This window comes from Flavobacterium sp. UMI-01 (genome assembly GCF_019656315.1).
Taxonomy (GTDB): Bacteria; Bacteroidota; Bacteroidia; order Flavobacteriales; family Flavobacteriaceae; genus Flavobacterium.
In genome coordinates this window covers 77,490-95,302 of record NZ_BPLU01000073.1, presented here as the reverse complement: position 1 = coordinate 95,302, position 17,813 = coordinate 77,490, and the positions used below count along the sequence as shown (strand labels likewise).

Sequence of the window (17,813 nt, the reverse complement as noted above, 5' to 3'; positions counted from 1 at the left end):
CTCATAATTTAACATTTTTTATTCCAAAGAACAATTCCAATTTCTTGAAAAAACGACTCCATACTACGACGAAATCAACTTATAAAACCTATGTTACTTTTAAAAAAGGTAGTACCTTTGAGTCTTTGTAACTTAGTATCTCAAAAAATGACTTTTACTAAAACCACCGAACTTTCTTCTAAATATGAACATTTAGAAAAAATGTCAGTTCAAGAATTATTGACTAATATCAATAACGAAGATAAAACAGTTCCTTTGGCTGTCGAAAAAGTACTTCCAAACATTGAAGCCCTCGTAACCCAAATCGTCGCAAAAATGAAACAAGGGGGACGCTTGTTTTATATTGGAGCGGGAACATCAGGTCGTTTAGGAGTGGTTGATGCATCAGAATGTCCACCTACTTTTGGAGTTCCATTTGATATGGTAGTGGGAATTATAGCGGGTGGCGATACTGCCATTCGTAAAGCAGTAGAAAATGCTGAAGACAATGCTACTCAAGCTTGGCTTGACTTACAGCAATTCAATGTAAACACAAAGGATGTTGTGATTGGAATTGCAGCTTCGGGAACTACCCCTTATGTCATTGGTGGTTTACAAGCATGTAATGAGAATGGCATTCTCACCGGTAGCATTTGTTGCAATGCTGGAAGCCCTATATCGCTCACCGCAAAATATCCAATTGATGTAGTAGTAGGGCCTGAATTTGTAACTGGAAGTTCTCGTATGAAAGCAGGAACAGCTCAAAAACTGGTTTTAAACATGATTTCAACCGCCACAATGGTACAACTTGGTAAAGTAAAAGGAAATAAAATGGTGGATATGCAACTAAGTAACAACAAATTAGTTGACCGAGGAATTAAAATGATAATGAGTGAAATTCCTGTTGGTTATGAGGAAGCATCTCAATTATTATCAAAATTTGGAAGCGTAAGAAAAGCTGTTGATAACTGGAAATAATACCTATACAATTACGTCATGAAAAAACGAATACCGCTATTGTTTCTTTTATTTTCTATACTCTCTTTTTCACAAGAAATTGTAAAAGTCAAAGGAAGGTACTATAGCAATAATAGTCAAATTTCACACCGTCATGTGAGGGATTTATTAACCAAAAACACTGAGGCTTTGTCTTTATTCAAAAAATCGCAAAACAAAGAAGCCTTGGGCGGTTTTTTTGTAGGCATTGGAAGCGCATTAGTAACAGTCGATTTAGCCATCGGACTATTTTCAGATGTCAAATACCCTACTCCTGCCACCTATTTAGGATTAGCCTCATTATTGATATCGGTCCCCATATTAACTGGAAAAAACAAAAAAGCCCAACAAGCCATCGATTTATATAATGAAGGCTTGCAACACAAAGGAGAAGATAGCACCCAACCCGAAATAAACATTATCGCTAACCAAAATGGTTGCGGCTTACAACTTAGATTTTAAAAAATGGCAACTGACAAAAATGTTTTAGCAAAAGGAATTAAGTACTTATCAGGAGCTTTACCTTTACTGTTTATTGGCCCTTCATTGATTTACAATGCCTTTATGAACCAACATACTTTTTGGCATTATTTGGTTTTAGGAATTGGAATTATTAGTTGTATAGCCTCGGTATTTTTGATTTTTAAAGGATTACAGTTCATTATGAAAAGTTTATTTAATGAGTAATGGAAGAATTAATTCACATTCAAAAAACCTTTGAGAAGGTAAATTTCATCGATAAGAGCGTACACAATCGAGAATTTGAAGATTGCATTTTCAAAAATTGTGATTTTTCAAATAGCGATTTTTCCAACAACTCTTTTATGGATTGTGAGTTTATCGACTGCAATCTTTCATTGACCAAACTAATTGGAGTAAGTTTAAAATCGGTTGAATTCACCAATTGTAAGCTCATGGGAATTCAATTTCATGCTTGTAATGACTTTCTTTTTCAAGTAAAATTTCAAGATTGTATTTTGGATTATGCCTCTTTTGCTAACAAGAAAATGCAAAAAACGCTATTCATCAATACTTCTCTTAAAGAAGTTGCTTTTATGGGTTGTGACTTAACGCAATCTTTATTTGATAATTGCAACCTTCAAGCGGCAATTTTTAATGAAACCCAACTCAAGGAAGCTAACTTTTTGACTGCCTATAATTACACGATTGATCCCGAATACAATCCTATGAGAAAAGCCCGATTTTCAACAGACGGTATACCTGGATTGCTTAGCAAATATGATATCAAAATTCAATAAAACAGCATCTTTGGAGTAAACACTAATACAATTAGCGCTATGGAAATCAACACCATTTATCTGGAAAGCATTAAAAAGCAGTTTTTATACTATAAGACCTTGGGCGAGAAAGCCATGGACCAATTAGAACCCGAACAGCTTTTTATACAAACAAATGAAGACACAAATAGCATAGCGACAATTGTAAAACACCTCGTTGGAAATATGCTTTCACGTTGGACTGATTTTTTAACTTCAGATGGTGAGAAAGATTGGCGCAATCGCGACAGCGAATTTGAAAATGATATTGCAACCAAAGAAGCTTTGTTTAAAATCTGGAACCAGGGTTGGCAATGTTTACTAAACACATTGGATGACTTACAACCTGAAGATTTAGCTAAAATTATTTACATAAGAAACGAAGGTCATACGGTGGTCGAAGCCATAAACCGTCAACTAGCTCATTATCCTTATCACATAGGACAGCTTATTTTTTATGCCAAACAATTAAAAAAAACTAACTGGGATAGTTTATCAATTGCTCGTAACCACTCCAAAAATTACAATGCAGATAAATTTTCCAAAGCCAAAGAAATTAAGAACTTTACGGATGATGAACTAAAACGCTTGGATAAACGATAAGTGATTGTACACTTCAACATGTTTTTTAATTAAATCAAAAAAACAAAAATAGATAACATTAGCCCCTTAAAAATGAAAAAAATACTATTGTTCTCCCTAGCCCTGTCACTAGCTTCGTGTAAAGAAGCTGAAAGAGATTGCAAGGATTTTAAAACTGGAAAATTTAAATTCGAAAGTGAGATTGATGGAAAACTCCATACTACATATTTTGAACGCAATGACAGCATTGAAATCGAAACCTATAATGGAAAAACAGATACAGCTTCCATTCGTTGGGTAAATGATTGTGAATATGTGTTACAAAAACTGCATCCCAAAAACATGGCGGAAGAAAAAGCCATCAACATCAAAATTTTATCAACCAAAGGCAACACCTATCTTTTTGAATATGGAATGGTCGGTAATGATAAAAAACAACGCGGTACGGCAACAAAATTATAAAGCATTATACAACACAACTTATTGGTCAATTTAAAAAAAAAGATTAAGACTACTCACTCTTTACAACGAAATCAATATTAAAAAATAAGAAAATCAATTATGGAAGTATTTATGAACCCAGATGCTTGGGTCGCTTTATTAACATTAACTTTTCTAGAAATTGTTCTAGGAATTGACAACATCATTTTCATATCAATAGCAACAGGTAAATTGCCGCCCGAAAGCCGTAAAAAAGCAACCAAAATTGGAATGTTCTTGGCCATGTTCATGCGAATTACACTTTTATTTGGTATCAACCTATTAATCCAAATGAAAGAACCTTGGTTCACCATCGATTTAAGTTGGTTTCAAGCTGGCATTACGGGTCAGAGTATCATTTTATTTTTAGGAGGTTTGTTTTTAATTTATAAAAGCACCAACGAAATAAGAGAAAAAGTAGATCATAAAGGTGAAGAAGAAATGGATTTGAGTAAAGCTGCCACAAAATCATTTCAAAATGTAATTCTGCAAATTATCATGATTGACTTGGTTTTCTCATTTGATAGTATTTTGACAGCAGTAGGGATGACAAATGGTGTTCCTGGAGCTTTATACATTATGGTTACAGCAGTTGTCATATCTGTTTTTATCATGATGCAGTTTGCCGTTCCCGTAGGAACATTTGTTAATAAAAACCCCTCTATTCAAATATTAGGATTGGCATTTTTAATATTGATAGGAATGATGCTATTAACAGAAAGTGCTCATTTATCCAATGCTTTAATATTTGGAAGCCACGTGACTCCTATTCCTAAAGGGTATTTGTACTTTGCTATTTCGTTTTCCCTTTTTGTAGAAGTACTCAATATGAAAAGTAGCCGAAAAACAACCAAATAACGCAACACCTTCAATCTATAATGACCGCTCAATTACAGCGGTCATTTTTTTTTAACTTCATTCGTGTTAAGATAATCCACTTTATCACTCATACCGTTTACATTAAATTAATATCCTTCCTCCATTCAATTTACATAAAATTCCAGTATTTCAACCTTTTACACGGTACTACTCACTTCACGATAAAACAAAGTCATTTCAATTCAAATTTTGAATGTAACCAAATTGTTTATTCAGACCGTAAAAACCCTGTTAGATTAAAAATTTGATAATATAAAATCCAACTTGTGGTAATAGATGAATTCTTTCTTTGTCAAAAAATTTAAAACAAGAAGATCAAATGAAAAGAATTATTTTACCAGCACTTTTAGCCTTGGCAATTGTGTCATGTAACAAAGACGAATCAGGTTCAGATTTTGTTACCAATCCAGATGTGGTTTTAAAAAACCATTCAACTACTCCAGTACTATTAACTAAAAAAACTGGTTTTGAAAACCTTGAATTGTTTTCTTTAATTGGTTCTGATGATGTGTTGTCTGAAAGTCCCAATTTTGTTTTCGGAGGATCAGCGGACGGAAGTGGTTTACTTAAAAATTCTGACGGTACATTTACTTTCATCGTAAATCACGAAGACAACTTTGCGGTATCAAGGATTTCATTAGATAAAACGTTTAAACCTGTAAAAGGAGAATATATTTTAAATTCTAATGGTGGAATTTGGAGATTGTGTGGTGCTACATTAGCTACCCCAGAAGAACACGGTTTTGGTCCCTATTTCTTAACATGTGGAGAATCTGGAGAAGAATCAAGAACACACCGTATTGATCCTTATGCTACTGCTGCTGGAGCCAATATCACTAAAGAATTACCTGCCCTAGGTCGTTTAAGTGCCGAAAATGCTTTGCCGCTTAACAAAACAGCTTTTGCTGGAAAAACAGTTGTTGTTATTGGTGATGATGATTCAGGAACTTATGGAGGTCAAGTATTCATGTATGTTTCAGACAAATTAGGTGACTTAGAAAATGGTTCATTTTACATGCTAAAAAGAAATGACGAAAACCAAAGAGAGAAAGACATGGTAGTAGGACAAGACTATCCTGTTTCATTTGTAAAAATTGACAATCATGCAAAACTTTCAGGTGCTCAAATTAATGCTGCTGTAAATACATTAAAAGGAATTAAATTTGGTCGAGTTGAAGACTTAGATTACAGAAAAGGAGGACAGTCAGCTGACAGAGAAATCTACTTTAATGTAACAGGACAAAATACTACTGGAGCTAATGCTGATGCTTCTAGAACTAAATATGGAAGAGTATATCAATTGAATTTAGAGGCTAACAACCCATTAAAAGGAACTCTAAAAGTTATTCTTGATGGAGACGACCGTAATGGTATTGCAGGAAAATTCCAAAATCCAGATAATATTTGTGTAACTAACAACTATGTTTACATCCAAGAAGATCCAAATGGATATGGTGATGAAACACATGATGGTTATATCTACCAATATGATATTGCTAAGAAAACAATGAAAGTGGTATTAGAATTAGATCACCGTCGTACAGCAATTGATGCTGCCAAATACAACGTAGGTGGTACTTCTAAATTTGGTGATTGGGAATACGGAGGATTGATTGATGTATCTAATCAAATAGGTGTAGAAGATACTTTCTTATTGTGTGTACAACCACACTCATGGAGAGGTGACAAATACAAAGGAGTTGATGGAGGTACACTTCGCTTAAACGAAAATCAAGCAAGTCAAATTGTAGTAATAAAAGGACTTCCTAGATAATTTCAACAGACAACATTTTAACAAAATCCACGATTCATAGGAGTCGTGGGTTTTGCTTTTATATTTTTAAATACGGTTTCATCTTAATTATGAGAAAATTTTTCTTTCTATTCCTTCCCTTCTTTTTTGTTGCCTGTACAACCAAACCCAAACACAGTCAGGTAAATCAACTGTTTCAAAATTATATAAAACAATTATCCCTTAATACCAAAAAATTAAAAGAAACTATCGCTAAAGACCAAAGCGAAAACGAAATACAAAACCAATTCAATATAGCACACCAATCCTATAAAAAAGTAGAAGCGTTTAGTGAATACTATTTCCCGGAGGTATCAAAAGCAATCAATGGCCCTGCTTTAGCTGAATTTGAAGAAAACGACAACAAAACGATTCCTCCACAAGGGTTTCAAGTGATTGAAGAAATGCTATTTCCTACTGTTTATAAAAGTGCCAAAGAGGAGATGCTACAACAACTCGATATGTTGTCTAGTAATTTAATACGTTTGGAAAAAATTGCAGCCACTAGCGAAATGACGGATGCTCACGTCTTTGATGCCTTGCGCTTAGAGGTATTTCGAATCATCACGATGGGAATTACAGGATTTGACTCCCCAATTGCCCAACAATCGATGCCAGAAGCTGCTGTAGCACTTCAAAGTGTTGCCGATTATTACCAGATATATACGGATAACCATTCAGACAAAACTAGTGATTTATTAAAAAAGGGAATAGCCTATTTAACAGCAAACCCTGATTACACAACATTTGACAGAGCTCATTTTATCTTGCAATATGCTAATCCTATAAGTAAAGCCTTGCTCCAAAAACAAACCGAACTCCAAATACCTACATTTGAAGAACTCCGCGGATTAAAAACTACTGCAGCAACTTTATTTGACAAAAATGTTTTTGACCCAGAAGGATTTTCAGGTTTTCCCGATTACAAAACTACTCCAGAGAAAATTGATTTAGGAAAAAAATTATTCCATGATCCTATTTTATCAGGTAATAATTCCCGTTCCTGCGCCTCATGTCATTATGAGGAACTCGCTTTTACAGACGGCTTACCTACCGCTAGAACTATGAACGGCAAGCATTTTTTAAAAAGAAATACCCCAACACTTAAGAATATTGCCTATCAACGAACTTATTTTGCCGATTCAAGAGTGAGTTATCTCGAAGATCAAGCCATCGCCGTTATTACGAACGAGGACGAGATGCATGGTAATCTTGATGAAGCGGCACAAAAAATAAAAGAAAACACCACCTATCGTACGCTTTTCCAAAAAGCATTCCCTAAAAAAGAAATCAATGCTTTTGGTATAAAAAATGCTTTGGCGTCCTATATCCGTTCACTGAGCCAATACGACTCAAAATTTGATCGTGTCATGAGAAAAGAAACTACTTTTACCCCTGAAGAAAAACAAGGTTTTAATCTTTTTGCAGGTAAGGCAAAATGCGCAAGTTGTCATTTTATCCCTTTAACAAATGGTACAGTTCCTCCTAAATTTGAAAAAACAGAAAGCGAGGTCTTAGGAGTTCCTAACAAAGCTGGGCAACTTGATGATGATTTAGGAAAATTTAATGTAACAAGAGGCGCTATTCATAGAAATTCTTTCAAGACACCAACTTTAAGAAACATCGAAAGAACAGCTCCTTATATGCACAATGGCGTTTTCAATACACTCGAGGAAGTAATCGAATTTTATAATAAAGGAGGTGGTGTAGGCTTGGGCTTACCGGTTCCAAATCAAACATTGCCTTCTGATCCTTTGAATCTGGATGAAAAAGAACAAAAAGCATTAATTGCATTCATGAAAACACTTAGTGACATCAAATAAAAATAACAGAATAGAGGCCGGTTACAAGAAAGTAATCGGCCTCTAAGGTTATTGTTTTTCTTTTAAAAAAATATCTACTTTATAAAATATGGGAATATTAAAATTTAGACAATCCTGTCTTTAACCAATTTTCATAGGCTTCAACTCCTACATAACTGATTGTAGGTTGAGCGGAATTCAAACTTTTACCTTCCCAATCAATCAAAACATACAAAGGTTGTGTATTGGTTTGATATCTTGAAATCATAAAATCAGTCCATTTGTCTCCAATGGTTTCAATGGTTGCACCTGTTGTTTTAGATACTGTTTGCTGTTCCTTAGGCAAGGCTCTTTTGTCGTCCACATAAAGCGAAATTAACACTACTTCATTTTTTAAAATAGATAATACTTTGGGATCAGACCAAACGTTATTTTCCATTTTTCGACAATTTACACAAGCATAACCAGTGAAATCAAGTAAAATAGGTTTATTCACTGTTTTGGCATAGGCCAAACCTGATTCGTAATCTTCAAAAACGGTTAAACCATGTACACCAAATTTAGCACCTTGAGGCAATACAGCATCAGAAACACTACTCGTACCCCCCACTCCTTGTGGACTTTCACTGTATTCCATTGGTGGCGGAAAAGCACTGATTAATTTTAAAGGTGCTCCCCACAATCCTGGTATCATATATATGGTAAAAGTCAAAACCAATAATCCCATCATGACACGCCCAACTGAAATATGAGTCATAGGACTGTCGTGAGGCAAACTTATTTTGCCAAATAAATACAATGCGAGAGTTCCAAAAATTGCAATCCAAATTGCCAAGAAAATCTCTCGTTCTAACAAGTGCAATTGTAGAACCAAATCCGCATTGGATAAAAATTTAAAAGCCAAAGCCAATTCTAAAAATCCTAAAAATACTTTTACCGTATTCAACCATCCCCCTGATTTCGGTAAGGATTGTAACCAACTTGGGAATAAGGCAAAAAGCATAAAGGGTAAGGCTAGAGCCAATGAAAAACCAAACATTCCTACTACAGGAGCAATACCTCCTTTGGAAGCTGCTTCTACTAACAAAGTCCCCACAATAGGACCTGTACATGAAAAAGAAACAATGGCTAAAGCGAGTGCCATGAATAAAATTCCAATCAAACCTCCTTTATCAGCCTGAGCATCCACTTTATTAGCCCAAGAATTAGGCAATACAATTTCAAAAGCACCCAAAAAAGAAACTGCAAAAACAACTAATAATCCGAAAAAGAATAAATTAAACCAAACATTAGTTGCGATTTCATTGAGTGCACCAGCTCCGAAAATTGTAGTAACCAACAATCCTAATAGAACATAAATAACGATTATCGAAATTCCATAAAATATTGCATTCCTAATTCCTGCTGCTCTATTTTTACTTTGTTTCGTAAAAAAACTGACTGTCATAGGAATCAACGGAAATACACAAGGCGTTAACAAGGCTGCAAAACCTGAAAGAAACGCAATAATAAAAATCGTCCAAATTCCTTTTGGAGCTTCTTGAGGCACTTCGGGAACTGCCTCAATTACTGTTTGCTCTTTATTCACAGATGCAACTTCTGCTGCTCCCAAACTGGGTGCAAGACTATCTACTTGAGGTGTAACTATATTATTATTTTCAGTCGTAGAAATTGTATTCTCAGGATTTTGAGTAGGAAGAATAAAACTAAATTTCTTTTCTTGATTAATACAAACTTCCTTGCATACTTGATAATTTAATTCGGCTTCAATTTTAACCAGTTTAGGATTCTCTAACCTAATTTCTTGTTGGATTTGTACCTTTCCTTCAAAAAAAGTTTCGTTTACTTCAAATATATCATTATAGGCAGTCCTAGTTTTGCTTTCTTTGGCTTTGCCAACAAGAATATAATTCCCTTTTTGATTTTTAAAAATGACTTCTAAAGGCAACGGACCACCCTCGGGTGTGAATTGTGAATACAAATGCCATTCTTTTTCAATGACTCCATTAAATTTTAAAACATAAGTGTTGTCTGATTTTTTTTCGATGGCAGTATTCCATTTAACAGGGTCTAGCATTTGAGCATTGGCAGTAAGCATAGCCAAAAAAGCGAGCACTAAAAAATATATTTTCTTCATTATAGCAATTGAATGTTTAATATGTTTTGTGTTTGTTTGTTTACTTTAAAACGTTCGTCTGTTCTTCTTCCGACCACCCAGACCACATTTGCGCCAGACCAAAGAATCCATGTGTTTTCTTTTTCTACCAAAGACATTTTTTCATCCTTAAAAAATTTACTCATTTTTTTTGTTTTTCCTCCCATACCAAAGGGCTGAAAAACATCGCCTTCATTCCATTTTTTTAAAATTAGAGGAAATTCCAACACATCTTCATCTACAAATATACTGGTATTAGTAGGACTAGAAACCTCGTTCACTTTTTGTAGGGACAGTTTTAAGGGAATATTAACTTCTAGTTGGCCTTTTTCGATAACATATTCTTCCGTTACATCTGTCTCTACAAGTGGACTTAATATCAATTGCTCCCTGTCTTTTAACAGTCGAAAATGAGACGAAAAAATTTGTTTTCCTGACATACTATCTACCAATTCATAAATATCATTCCATGAACTAAATCCAAAATCCTTCAGCCATTGGTACAAATAAGATTGATAATTAGGTAATCGCAACAATTGTTTTAAATCTATGTATATCAAATCCTCTTCTTGAGTCACCACTTGTTGGTACACCATAATAGAGGCATCCTCAACCATACCCGCCGATTCTTGTAAAAAGGTTTGTGTCTTATGGAAGGCTTCCATAAAATGCGGATTCAAGTCTTTCAACAAAGGCACCAATTCATGGCGAATTTTGTTTCGTAGGTATTTATCCGAAGCATTGCTACTATCCTCTCTCCAGTGAATGGTATTCTCATTGGCAAAAGCTAAAATTTCGTCACGACTCAGAGGCAATAAAGGACGAATAATGTTCTCGTTTTGCTCTGGAATTCCAGTCAATCCATCTAATCCTGTTCCTCTACTGAGGTTAATCAAAAAAGTCTCTAGATTATCATCAGCATGATGCGCTGTGAGGATGTAATCGTATCCTTTGGTTTCTAACAATTCATAAAACCAATTGTAACGCAACTCTCGAGCAGCAACTTGGATAGAAAGTTTGTAATCTTTAGCGAAAGCTGTAGTATCAAATTGTGTTACAAAAAAAGCAATGTTGTTTTTTTCGGCATACTCTTGAATAAAATTTTGATCCTCAAAACTTTCTAATCCTCGTAATTGAAAATTACAATGTGCAATGGCGATTTCGTATCCAAAATGCTTAAAAACGGACAACATGACCATGCTATCAAGTCCACCACTAGTTGCTAAAAGCAGTTTTTTGTTTTTTAAAAATGGAAAACGTTGTTCAATATGTAGTTTAATTTTTTCGAGCATAATTCATTTTTTCAACCTATCACTATTTACTAATCCTTAGAAACACTAACTCAAGACTTCCCGCATGGCTTTGGCTTTAAGCAAACATTCCTCGTATTCATTTTCAGGAATAGATAAAGCCGTAATGGCACTTCCTACAGAAAAAGAAACGTATTTTTTATCTTGATTATACAAAATACTTCGAATCACCACATTAAAATCAAAATCACCCTCAGGTGTAAAATACCCCACTGCTCCACTATACAACCCTCGTTTGGTTTCTTCCAAAGATTCCATAATTTTCATCGCTGAAATTTTAGGAGCACCTGTCATGCTCCCCATGGGAAAACTAAACCGAATAGCATCTACAATCGAAAATTTAGGGTCTAACTTAGAAGTAATAGTAGTAATCATTTGGTGTACTTGTAAAAAACTTTTTATCTCACACAATGCCGTCACCTGAACAGAACCGCGTTGTGCCGTATGAGATAAATCATTACGTACCAAATCAGTAATCATGATGTTTTCTGCACGTTCTTTAGGATTCGTTTTAAGATTTTGTTTAGACGTTTCGTCGGCAACTGCCTCTTCAAAACGTTTAGCAGTCCCTTTTATGGGTTGCGAAATGATTTGTTCTCCTTCTTTTTTTAAATAGCGCTCTGGTGAAGCCGACAATAAAAAATTCTTATGATTTTTAAAAAAAACTGAAAAAGGAGGTTTTGATATTTGATTGAGTTTGGTATAAGTAACCCACGGATTTATCTGTGCCGCTTCAGCATAAAACTCCATACAAAAATTGGCCTCATAGATATCTCCTACATGAACATGATTCAAAATCTTTTTGGCTTTATCCAAATACGCTTCTTTAGAAATTCGCTGCTGAATCATCAAAGCGGTGTGTCCTTCCGTTTCGATGGGTTTGATAGCAGTAATCTCCAAAAAATCTTCTTCGAGTTCGTCATCACAAAAATGCAAATACTGAATTTCGACAGTAGTTCCTTGAATCAAAAACAGCTTTTTGGGTTGAAAGAAAAACAAATCTGGGAATTCCAAGCCATCAAAATTTTGAGACACTAAATCCTCCGTATCATTTTTTAGATCATAGGACAAATAACCAAACAACCAATCCCGTGTCGTTTGTTGATACTGTTTTAAATCTTCAAAAGCATTATGGTAATCTGTTTTTAATGAGGTAAAAGCATCAACGGCAAGTACACAATCATACGAAGAGTATTCTTGCGGATAATCATTACTGTCTAAAAATGTAATTTCGCGGTAACGTTGCGACCAATTCAAAAGCTGTTTTTTAAACAATTTCAGGTCGGTAATTGTCTTTTTTACTATTAATCTCAATTGATTTTTGCTTTAAAACTCAAAATTACAACAAAAAATCACCTTATAATGAGTCAAATTACGAAAAAACCGTTGATTTTTTTGTAAATTTACAATAACGTACTGGCTTTAATACGATTATACTTTAAAACCACTACCGCATTTTATAATTGATGGAAGCCGATAGGATATTTTGTTAATGTACATTGTAACCCATAAACCGCTATATTATGAAAATTGCAACGCTTATCATTCGTACAATGTTAGGGCTTTTGTTCCTTTATACTTCAATAAGTTATTTTTTTCATTTGAATCCTGAACCCGTTACCACTGGAGATTTCAAAGCTTTTCAAGTAGGATTAATTGCTTCGACTTATTTAATTCCATTAGCAAAACTTACTGAATTGCTATGCGGAATCGCTTTTGTCTCAGGAAAATTTGTCACCTTGGCTAATTTAGTCATTTTGCCTGTATCCCTTAACATCTTATTAATCAACTATTTTCTAACTCCTGAAAATCTTCCACTTGGTCTTTTTGCATTTGGTGGCAATATATTCCTAATCATTTCACACTGGAAAAACTACAAAGGATTATTTATTATGAACGAATAAATGACTACTAATCTTTTGAAGATATAAAAAAACCCTGTTCTGAAAGGAGAACAGGGTTTATAAAAAATTAAAAACCAATATTTTATACGTGTAACGCTCTATTTTCAGTTGCAGCCAATGCCGCTTCTTTGATAGCTTCAGAGAAAGTTGGGTGAGCATGTGACATTCTTGAAATATCTTCAGCAGAAGCTTTGTATTCCATTGCAACTACCGCTTCAGCAATTAAATCTGCAGTTCTAGCCCCAATCATGTGTACTCCTAATACTTCATCAGTTTTAGCATCAGCTAATATTTTTACAAAACCATCCAAATCAGCACTTGCTCTAGCACGTCCTAACGCTTTGAATGGGAAACTTCCTGATTTATACGCAACTCCAGCTGCTTTTAACTGTTCTTCTGTTTGACCTACTGCCGCAACTTCTGGCCAAGTATAAACCACTCCAGGGATTAAATTGTAATCGATATGAGGTTTTTGACCTGCTAAAATTTCAGCTACCATAACGCCTTCTTCTTCCGCCTTATGAGCCAACATTGCGCCACGTACTACATCACCAATAGCATAAATATTTGAAGCTGATGTTTGTAAATGATCATTAACTTCGATTTGACCTCTTTCAGAAATTTTAACTCCTGCATTTTCAGCGTTCAAACCATCCGTATAAGGACGACGACCAACAGAAACTAATGAATAATCTCCCTCTAAAGTTACGATTTCTCCTTTGGCATTTTCTGCCTTAACAGTCACCACATCCCCTGCTCTTTCAACAGACTGTACTTTGTGAGACGTGTAGAATTTCATTCCTTGTTTTTTCAGCACTTTGGTTAACTCTTTAGATAAAGAGCCATCCATTCCAGGAATAATTCTATCCATAAATTCTACTACAGAAACTTGAGCTCCTAAACGTAAATACACTTGCCCTAATTCGATTCCGATAACTCCACCTCCTATAATAACTAGGTGCTTAGGAACTTCTTTTAAAGCCAAAGCTTCTGTTGAAGTGATAATTCTTTCTTTATCAATTTTAATAAATGGCAACGAGGATGGTTTAGAACCTGTTGCGATGATTGTATTTTTAGCTTCAATTGTTTCAGATGAGCCATCAGCTTTAGCAATAGCTATATGAGTAGCATCCACAAACGACCCCAATCCATTGAAAACAGTAACATTATTTTTTTCCATTAAATAGTTGATCCCCCCTGAAGTTTGATCTACTACCGCTTGTTTGCGAGCAATCATTTTTTCTAAGTTCACTTTAACATCTCCCGAAAGTTCAATTCCGTGGTCTTCAAAATGCTTGATTTCTGCATAATGATGTGATGAAGATAATAATGCTTTTGAAGGAATACATCCCACATTTAAACAAGTACCTCCAAGAGTTGAATATTTTTCGATAATTGCTGTTTTAAACCCCAATTGTGCACAACGAATAGCTGATACATATCCGCCTGGTCCTGAACCAATGATGACTACGTCAAATGAACTCATAGTATATTTTTTAAAATGTGTATTAATAATTGCGATTACAAAATTAAGGAATTAAGTTTTGTTTAAACTTCAAAGTTTGAGCTTTTTTGTTAAGAAAAATAGAATAAGAAGGACACTAATTAAGAGGTATGTGGACTCTCATTGTCTACTTTATGTATCAATTACCCGCTAATAGCTCCATACTTGACCTTCATAATTTTTCTATCATTCTAAAAGTCAAATTTATTCTTGGAAGGATCACTTTTTTGGAAACGGGCAAGCTATGAAGCCAATAGGTTTGTGTTTCATCTTTCATTACTAACAAACTACCCGATTCTAATAGTATGGTTACTGTTTCCTTTGTAACTTTATGTTTAAATACAAATTTACGTGTTGCTCCAAAACTCAAAGAAGCAATGGCACCATTTTTTTTCAAATCCTTTTCAGCATCACTATGCCATCCCATTCCTTCTTCACCTGAATGATACAAATTAAGTAAACAAGAATTGAATGTTTGCCCCGTTACTTCTTCTACTCTTTTTTTAAGAACTTGTAATAAAGGTGACCAAAGCGTGGCTCTTTTGGTTCGATTAGAATACGTGTACTCAAAACAAGAATCTCCATACCAAGCAACTTTTCGTTTTGTGACGATTAATTTCCCCATAATAAAGGCCTCATCATGTTTCCAGTCAATTTCGTTTAGTAACAATTGCAAATATTGAGTTGCTTCTTGTTGAGTAAACAAAAATCCATAATAATTCACAGTACCATCTTTGGGTAAAAGATTGTTTTGAGGATTTACATCAGGGTTAAATAAGTCCAACATTCGATTTGTATTTAAAAGCAATCCCTATTCAAGCCACAAAAAACTGCTTTCCTTTTATTAATTAAGTCTAACTTACCGTGCTATCCAAAATGTTTTTTAGGAAAACTTTGAAACAGCCATACTTTTAAAATTAACGTTTTAAAGAAAAATGAGAACGAAAAGTTTTTGCAGTACTATCTTCAATATAATCTATAACAAACCAATAATCCGTAGCAGGTAGAGGATTGTTGTTGTACATACCATTCCAACCATTGCCTGTTGGTTTTATTTCAACTAAAAATTTACCATAACGATCAAAAATTCGGATTTTAGCCGTTAGGTCATCTTTCAATGTCTCAATATTCCAGGTATCATTATAACCATCTCCGTTGGGAGTAAAATATCTAGGAAAATTAACTACCAAAATATCAGATTTAGTTATAGAAGCACTACAACCATCTGGGTCAACTACTGTAACCGAATGAAGTCCATAAGAAACACGTTCAAAAACGGGACTTGACTGTAAAGGCCCAAAATCAAGTTGGTATAAATAATCCCCAGGAGCAGAAGCATTTATCGTTATTATTTGATTTTCGGCAAAAGCTTCAGTTACCGTCCACTGAAAATCAACTAACGTATTAGATGGCTTAACCGTTATAGGAATCGAAACTGTACTAGCACAGAAACCAGCATCGGGTGTAAAGGTGTAATTTAGCGTCCCTGTTATTCCACTATCTACAAAAGAAGGCGACCATGTTCCCGTAATAGATGGATTATTTTCAGAGGAAGTTGGCAAAATATAATCACCCGCTCCTTCACATACAACAGGGGGCACCGATTTAAAATCAGGTTCAATAATTGGATTCACTATAATAGTCAAACTAGCCAAATTGGCACATTGGCCTGTATTTGGAGTAAAAGTATAAGTAGTTGTTTTGGTATTATCTAAAACTGGTGACCAAGTACCACTAATACTATTGTTAGAAGTAGTTGGCAAAGGACTTAATGCATCTCCCGAACATATAGGTGCTACTGCAGTGAATGTAGGTGTCACTTTATTATTTACGGTGATTGTCATCGTAGTACTCAAGGCACACTGTCCGGGATTGGGTGTAAAAGTATAGTTTGTAGTCGTAGTATTATTCAATGCTGGTGTCCAGGTCCCAGTGATACCCTCATTGGAAGTTGTAGGCAATGGAGCTATCACATCACCAGAACAAATTGGACCTACTGCAGTAAAAGTTGGTGTAACATTATTTGGTATAACTGTAATTGTAGTTGTATAGTTTGGGGCAGAAGTACATTGTCCAGGATTAGCTGTAAAAGTATAATTCGTAGAGCCTAATGTAGCTGTACTAACTGTCGATGGACTCCATGTACCAGTTACGGGCGGTGTATTATTAGAACTTGTAGGCAAATTATAGGTTGCTCCTTGACAAACGGTAGCTGGAATAGATGTAAACGACATAGTAACAGTAGGACTAATTGTAACAGGTAACGTTTGTGTTGTAGCACAAGGATGTGCCGCAGGATTAGGGGTAAAAACATAATTGGTCGTTCCTGGAGTTGTAGTATTGATTACAGCTGGTGACCATGTTCCTGAAATCCCATTTGGCGATGTAGGCTGTAAAACTGGTGCTGTTCCTCCTTGACAAATAGATGCAATAGGTGCAAAATTTGGAACGGGTGTAGTAGCAGGATCACAAGGCACAGTACATGTAATTACCGAACGATCACAAGGGTAAGTGGTATGCCATACAGTTAAAGTAACCGCTTGTCCTGGTGTTAATCCAGTTACTTGTAAATTAGTAGGCCCAGTGGTTCCATTTACTGGTGTACCGCCATCAACGGTATAAAAATAAGTATATTGATTCGGTAAGCCAATTGTATTTGTCCAATCAAAAAATACAGCATTATATCTTGTCGAAGGAGCAGTAATTTGTGTTGGATCACATGTTAAGCCAATTATTGAAGAACCATTATCCGCTACCACATTCACCACTATTTGGACTCTAGAACTTTCAGTAACACCATCGGTTTCACTCACATAATAGGAAGTTGAACCTACCGTAGCTGTTGAAGGAGTTGGTGCAGTAGTAGAAAATGTACCTCCTGTTGGGGTTGTGTACCATCTTAAAGTATTTCCTGCCGATGGTGTTGCAGTTAATGGACTTGCGGGACTATTTTGACAATAATATATGGGTGAATTCACAGTAGGAGGAGGTGGCGGTGGTGCTAAAATTTCAAAATCAGTAAAACAAATAAAATCAATTAAAACATAACACGACCTATCATACCTTTCGGTAAAGTTATTGGCATAAAGATTTGTATTTAAAAAAAATACAACTAAAAAAAGAAAATAAAATGACTTAGTATTTTTTTTCATT

16 protein-coding genes are annotated in these 17,813 nt (G+C 34.9%); 10 read left to right on the top strand and 6 right to left on the bottom strand.

All coding sequences use genetic code 11. The annotated features are described in order from the left end of the window. Positions 1-147: 147 nt before the first annotated feature. The 9 genes from murQ (at position 148) to K5R64_RS16685 (ending at position 7,808) form a co-directional block, all read left to right on the top strand. Entirely contained in the window at positions 148-957 is an 810-nt protein-coding gene (murQ, locus tag K5R64_RS16725; protein WP_220765065.1) for an N-acetylmuramic acid 6-phosphate etherase, read from the top strand. An 18-nt stretch (positions 958-975) separates the two neighbouring features. After that, positions 976-1,437, top strand: coding sequence for a hypothetical protein (locus tag K5R64_RS16720; protein ID WP_220765064.1), 462 nt, complete (start codon positions 976-978; stop codon positions 1,435-1,437). Between the two features lie 3 nt (positions 1,438-1,440). Further along, positions 1,441-1,662: a DUF6095 family protein gene (locus tag K5R64_RS16715; RefSeq protein ID WP_220765063.1), complete on the top strand. Its 222-nt coding sequence runs from the start codon at positions 1,441-1,443 to the stop codon at positions 1,660-1,662. Continuing rightward, positions 1,662-2,234, top strand: a complete 573-nt coding sequence (locus K5R64_RS16710) for a pentapeptide repeat-containing protein (protein ID WP_220765061.1) — start codon at positions 1,662-1,664, stop codon at positions 2,232-2,234. Before K5R64_RS16715 ends, K5R64_RS16710 begins: the two co-directional genes overlap by 1 nt. A 39-nt stretch (positions 2,235-2,273) precedes the next feature. Continuing rightward, positions 2,274-2,855: a DUF1572 family protein gene (locus tag K5R64_RS16705; protein ID WP_220765059.1), complete on the top strand. Its 582-nt coding sequence runs from the start codon at positions 2,274-2,276 to the stop codon at positions 2,853-2,855. 72 nt (positions 2,856-2,927) lie between these two features. Then, positions 2,928-3,296, top strand: coding sequence for a DNA topoisomerase IV (locus K5R64_RS16700; protein WP_220765057.1), 369 nt, complete (start codon positions 2,928-2,930; stop codon positions 3,294-3,296). Between the two features lie 99 nt (positions 3,297-3,395). Further along, positions 3,396-4,172: a TerC family protein gene (locus K5R64_RS16695; RefSeq protein ID WP_220765055.1), complete on the top strand. Its 777-nt coding sequence runs from the start codon at positions 3,396-3,398 to the stop codon at positions 4,170-4,172. Between the two features lie 340 nt (positions 4,173-4,512). Continuing rightward, entirely contained in the window at positions 4,513-5,967 is a 1,455-nt protein-coding gene (locus tag K5R64_RS16690; RefSeq protein WP_220765054.1) for a hypothetical protein, read from the top strand. 89 nt (positions 5,968-6,056) lie between these two features. Then, positions 6,057-7,808, top strand: a complete 1,752-nt coding sequence (locus K5R64_RS16685) for a cytochrome-c peroxidase (protein ID WP_220765053.1) — start codon at positions 6,057-6,059, stop codon at positions 7,806-7,808. A 97-nt stretch (positions 7,809-7,905) separates the two neighbouring features. Here the strand turns inward: K5R64_RS16685 and K5R64_RS16680 are convergent, their stop codons facing one another. Genes K5R64_RS16680 through K5R64_RS16670 form a run of 3 tightly spaced genes read right to left on the bottom strand, consistent with a single transcriptional unit; the run spans position 7,906 to position 12,566 of the window. After that, positions 7,906-9,924 (bottom strand): cytochrome c biogenesis protein CcdA, encoded by a 2,019-nt coding sequence (locus K5R64_RS16680; protein ID WP_220765052.1) that lies wholly within the window; start codon positions 9,922-9,924, stop codon positions 7,906-7,908. Continuing rightward, a complete protein-coding gene (gene tilS, locus K5R64_RS16675) occupies positions 9,924-11,234 on the bottom strand; it encodes a tRNA lysidine(34) synthetase TilS (protein ID WP_220765051.1) in 1,311 nt (436 codons plus the stop codon). The genes K5R64_RS16680 and tilS overlap by 1 nt, the downstream gene beginning before the upstream one ends. Positions 11,235-11,279: 45 nt before the next feature. Next, positions 11,280-12,566, bottom strand: a complete 1,287-nt coding sequence (locus tag K5R64_RS16670; protein ID WP_220765050.1) for an anthranilate synthase component I family protein — start codon at positions 12,564-12,566, stop codon at positions 11,280-11,282. 209 nt (positions 12,567-12,775) lie between these two features. On the opposite strand from K5R64_RS16670, the gene K5R64_RS16665 reads away from it, so the two are divergent. Next, the gene (locus K5R64_RS16665; protein ID WP_220765049.1) at positions 12,776-13,156 is read left to right on the top strand and encodes a DoxX family membrane protein; all 381 of its coding nucleotides are present in this window, start codon (positions 12,776-12,778) and stop codon (positions 13,154-13,156) included. 82 nt (positions 13,157-13,238) lie between these two features. On the opposite strand, the gene lpdA is transcribed toward K5R64_RS16665, so the two are convergent. The 3 genes from lpdA to K5R64_RS16650 form a co-directional block, all read right to left on the bottom strand. Continuing rightward, the gene (lpdA, locus tag K5R64_RS16660) at positions 13,239-14,642 is read right to left on the bottom strand and encodes a dihydrolipoyl dehydrogenase (RefSeq protein ID WP_220765047.1); all 1,404 of its coding nucleotides are present in this window, start codon (positions 14,640-14,642) and stop codon (positions 13,239-13,241) included. A 190-nt stretch (positions 14,643-14,832) separates the two neighbouring features. Then, the gene (locus K5R64_RS16655; RefSeq protein ID WP_220765164.1) at positions 14,833-15,444 is read right to left on the bottom strand and encodes an alpha-ketoglutarate-dependent dioxygenase AlkB; all 612 of its coding nucleotides are present in this window, start codon (positions 15,442-15,444) and stop codon (positions 14,833-14,835) included. 133 nt (positions 15,445-15,577) lie between these two features. Then, complete coding sequence (locus K5R64_RS16650) at positions 15,578-17,812, bottom strand: T9SS type B sorting domain-containing protein (protein ID WP_220765045.1); 2,235 nt, start codon at positions 17,810-17,812, stop codon at positions 15,578-15,580. Position 17,813: the final 1 nt, after the last annotated feature.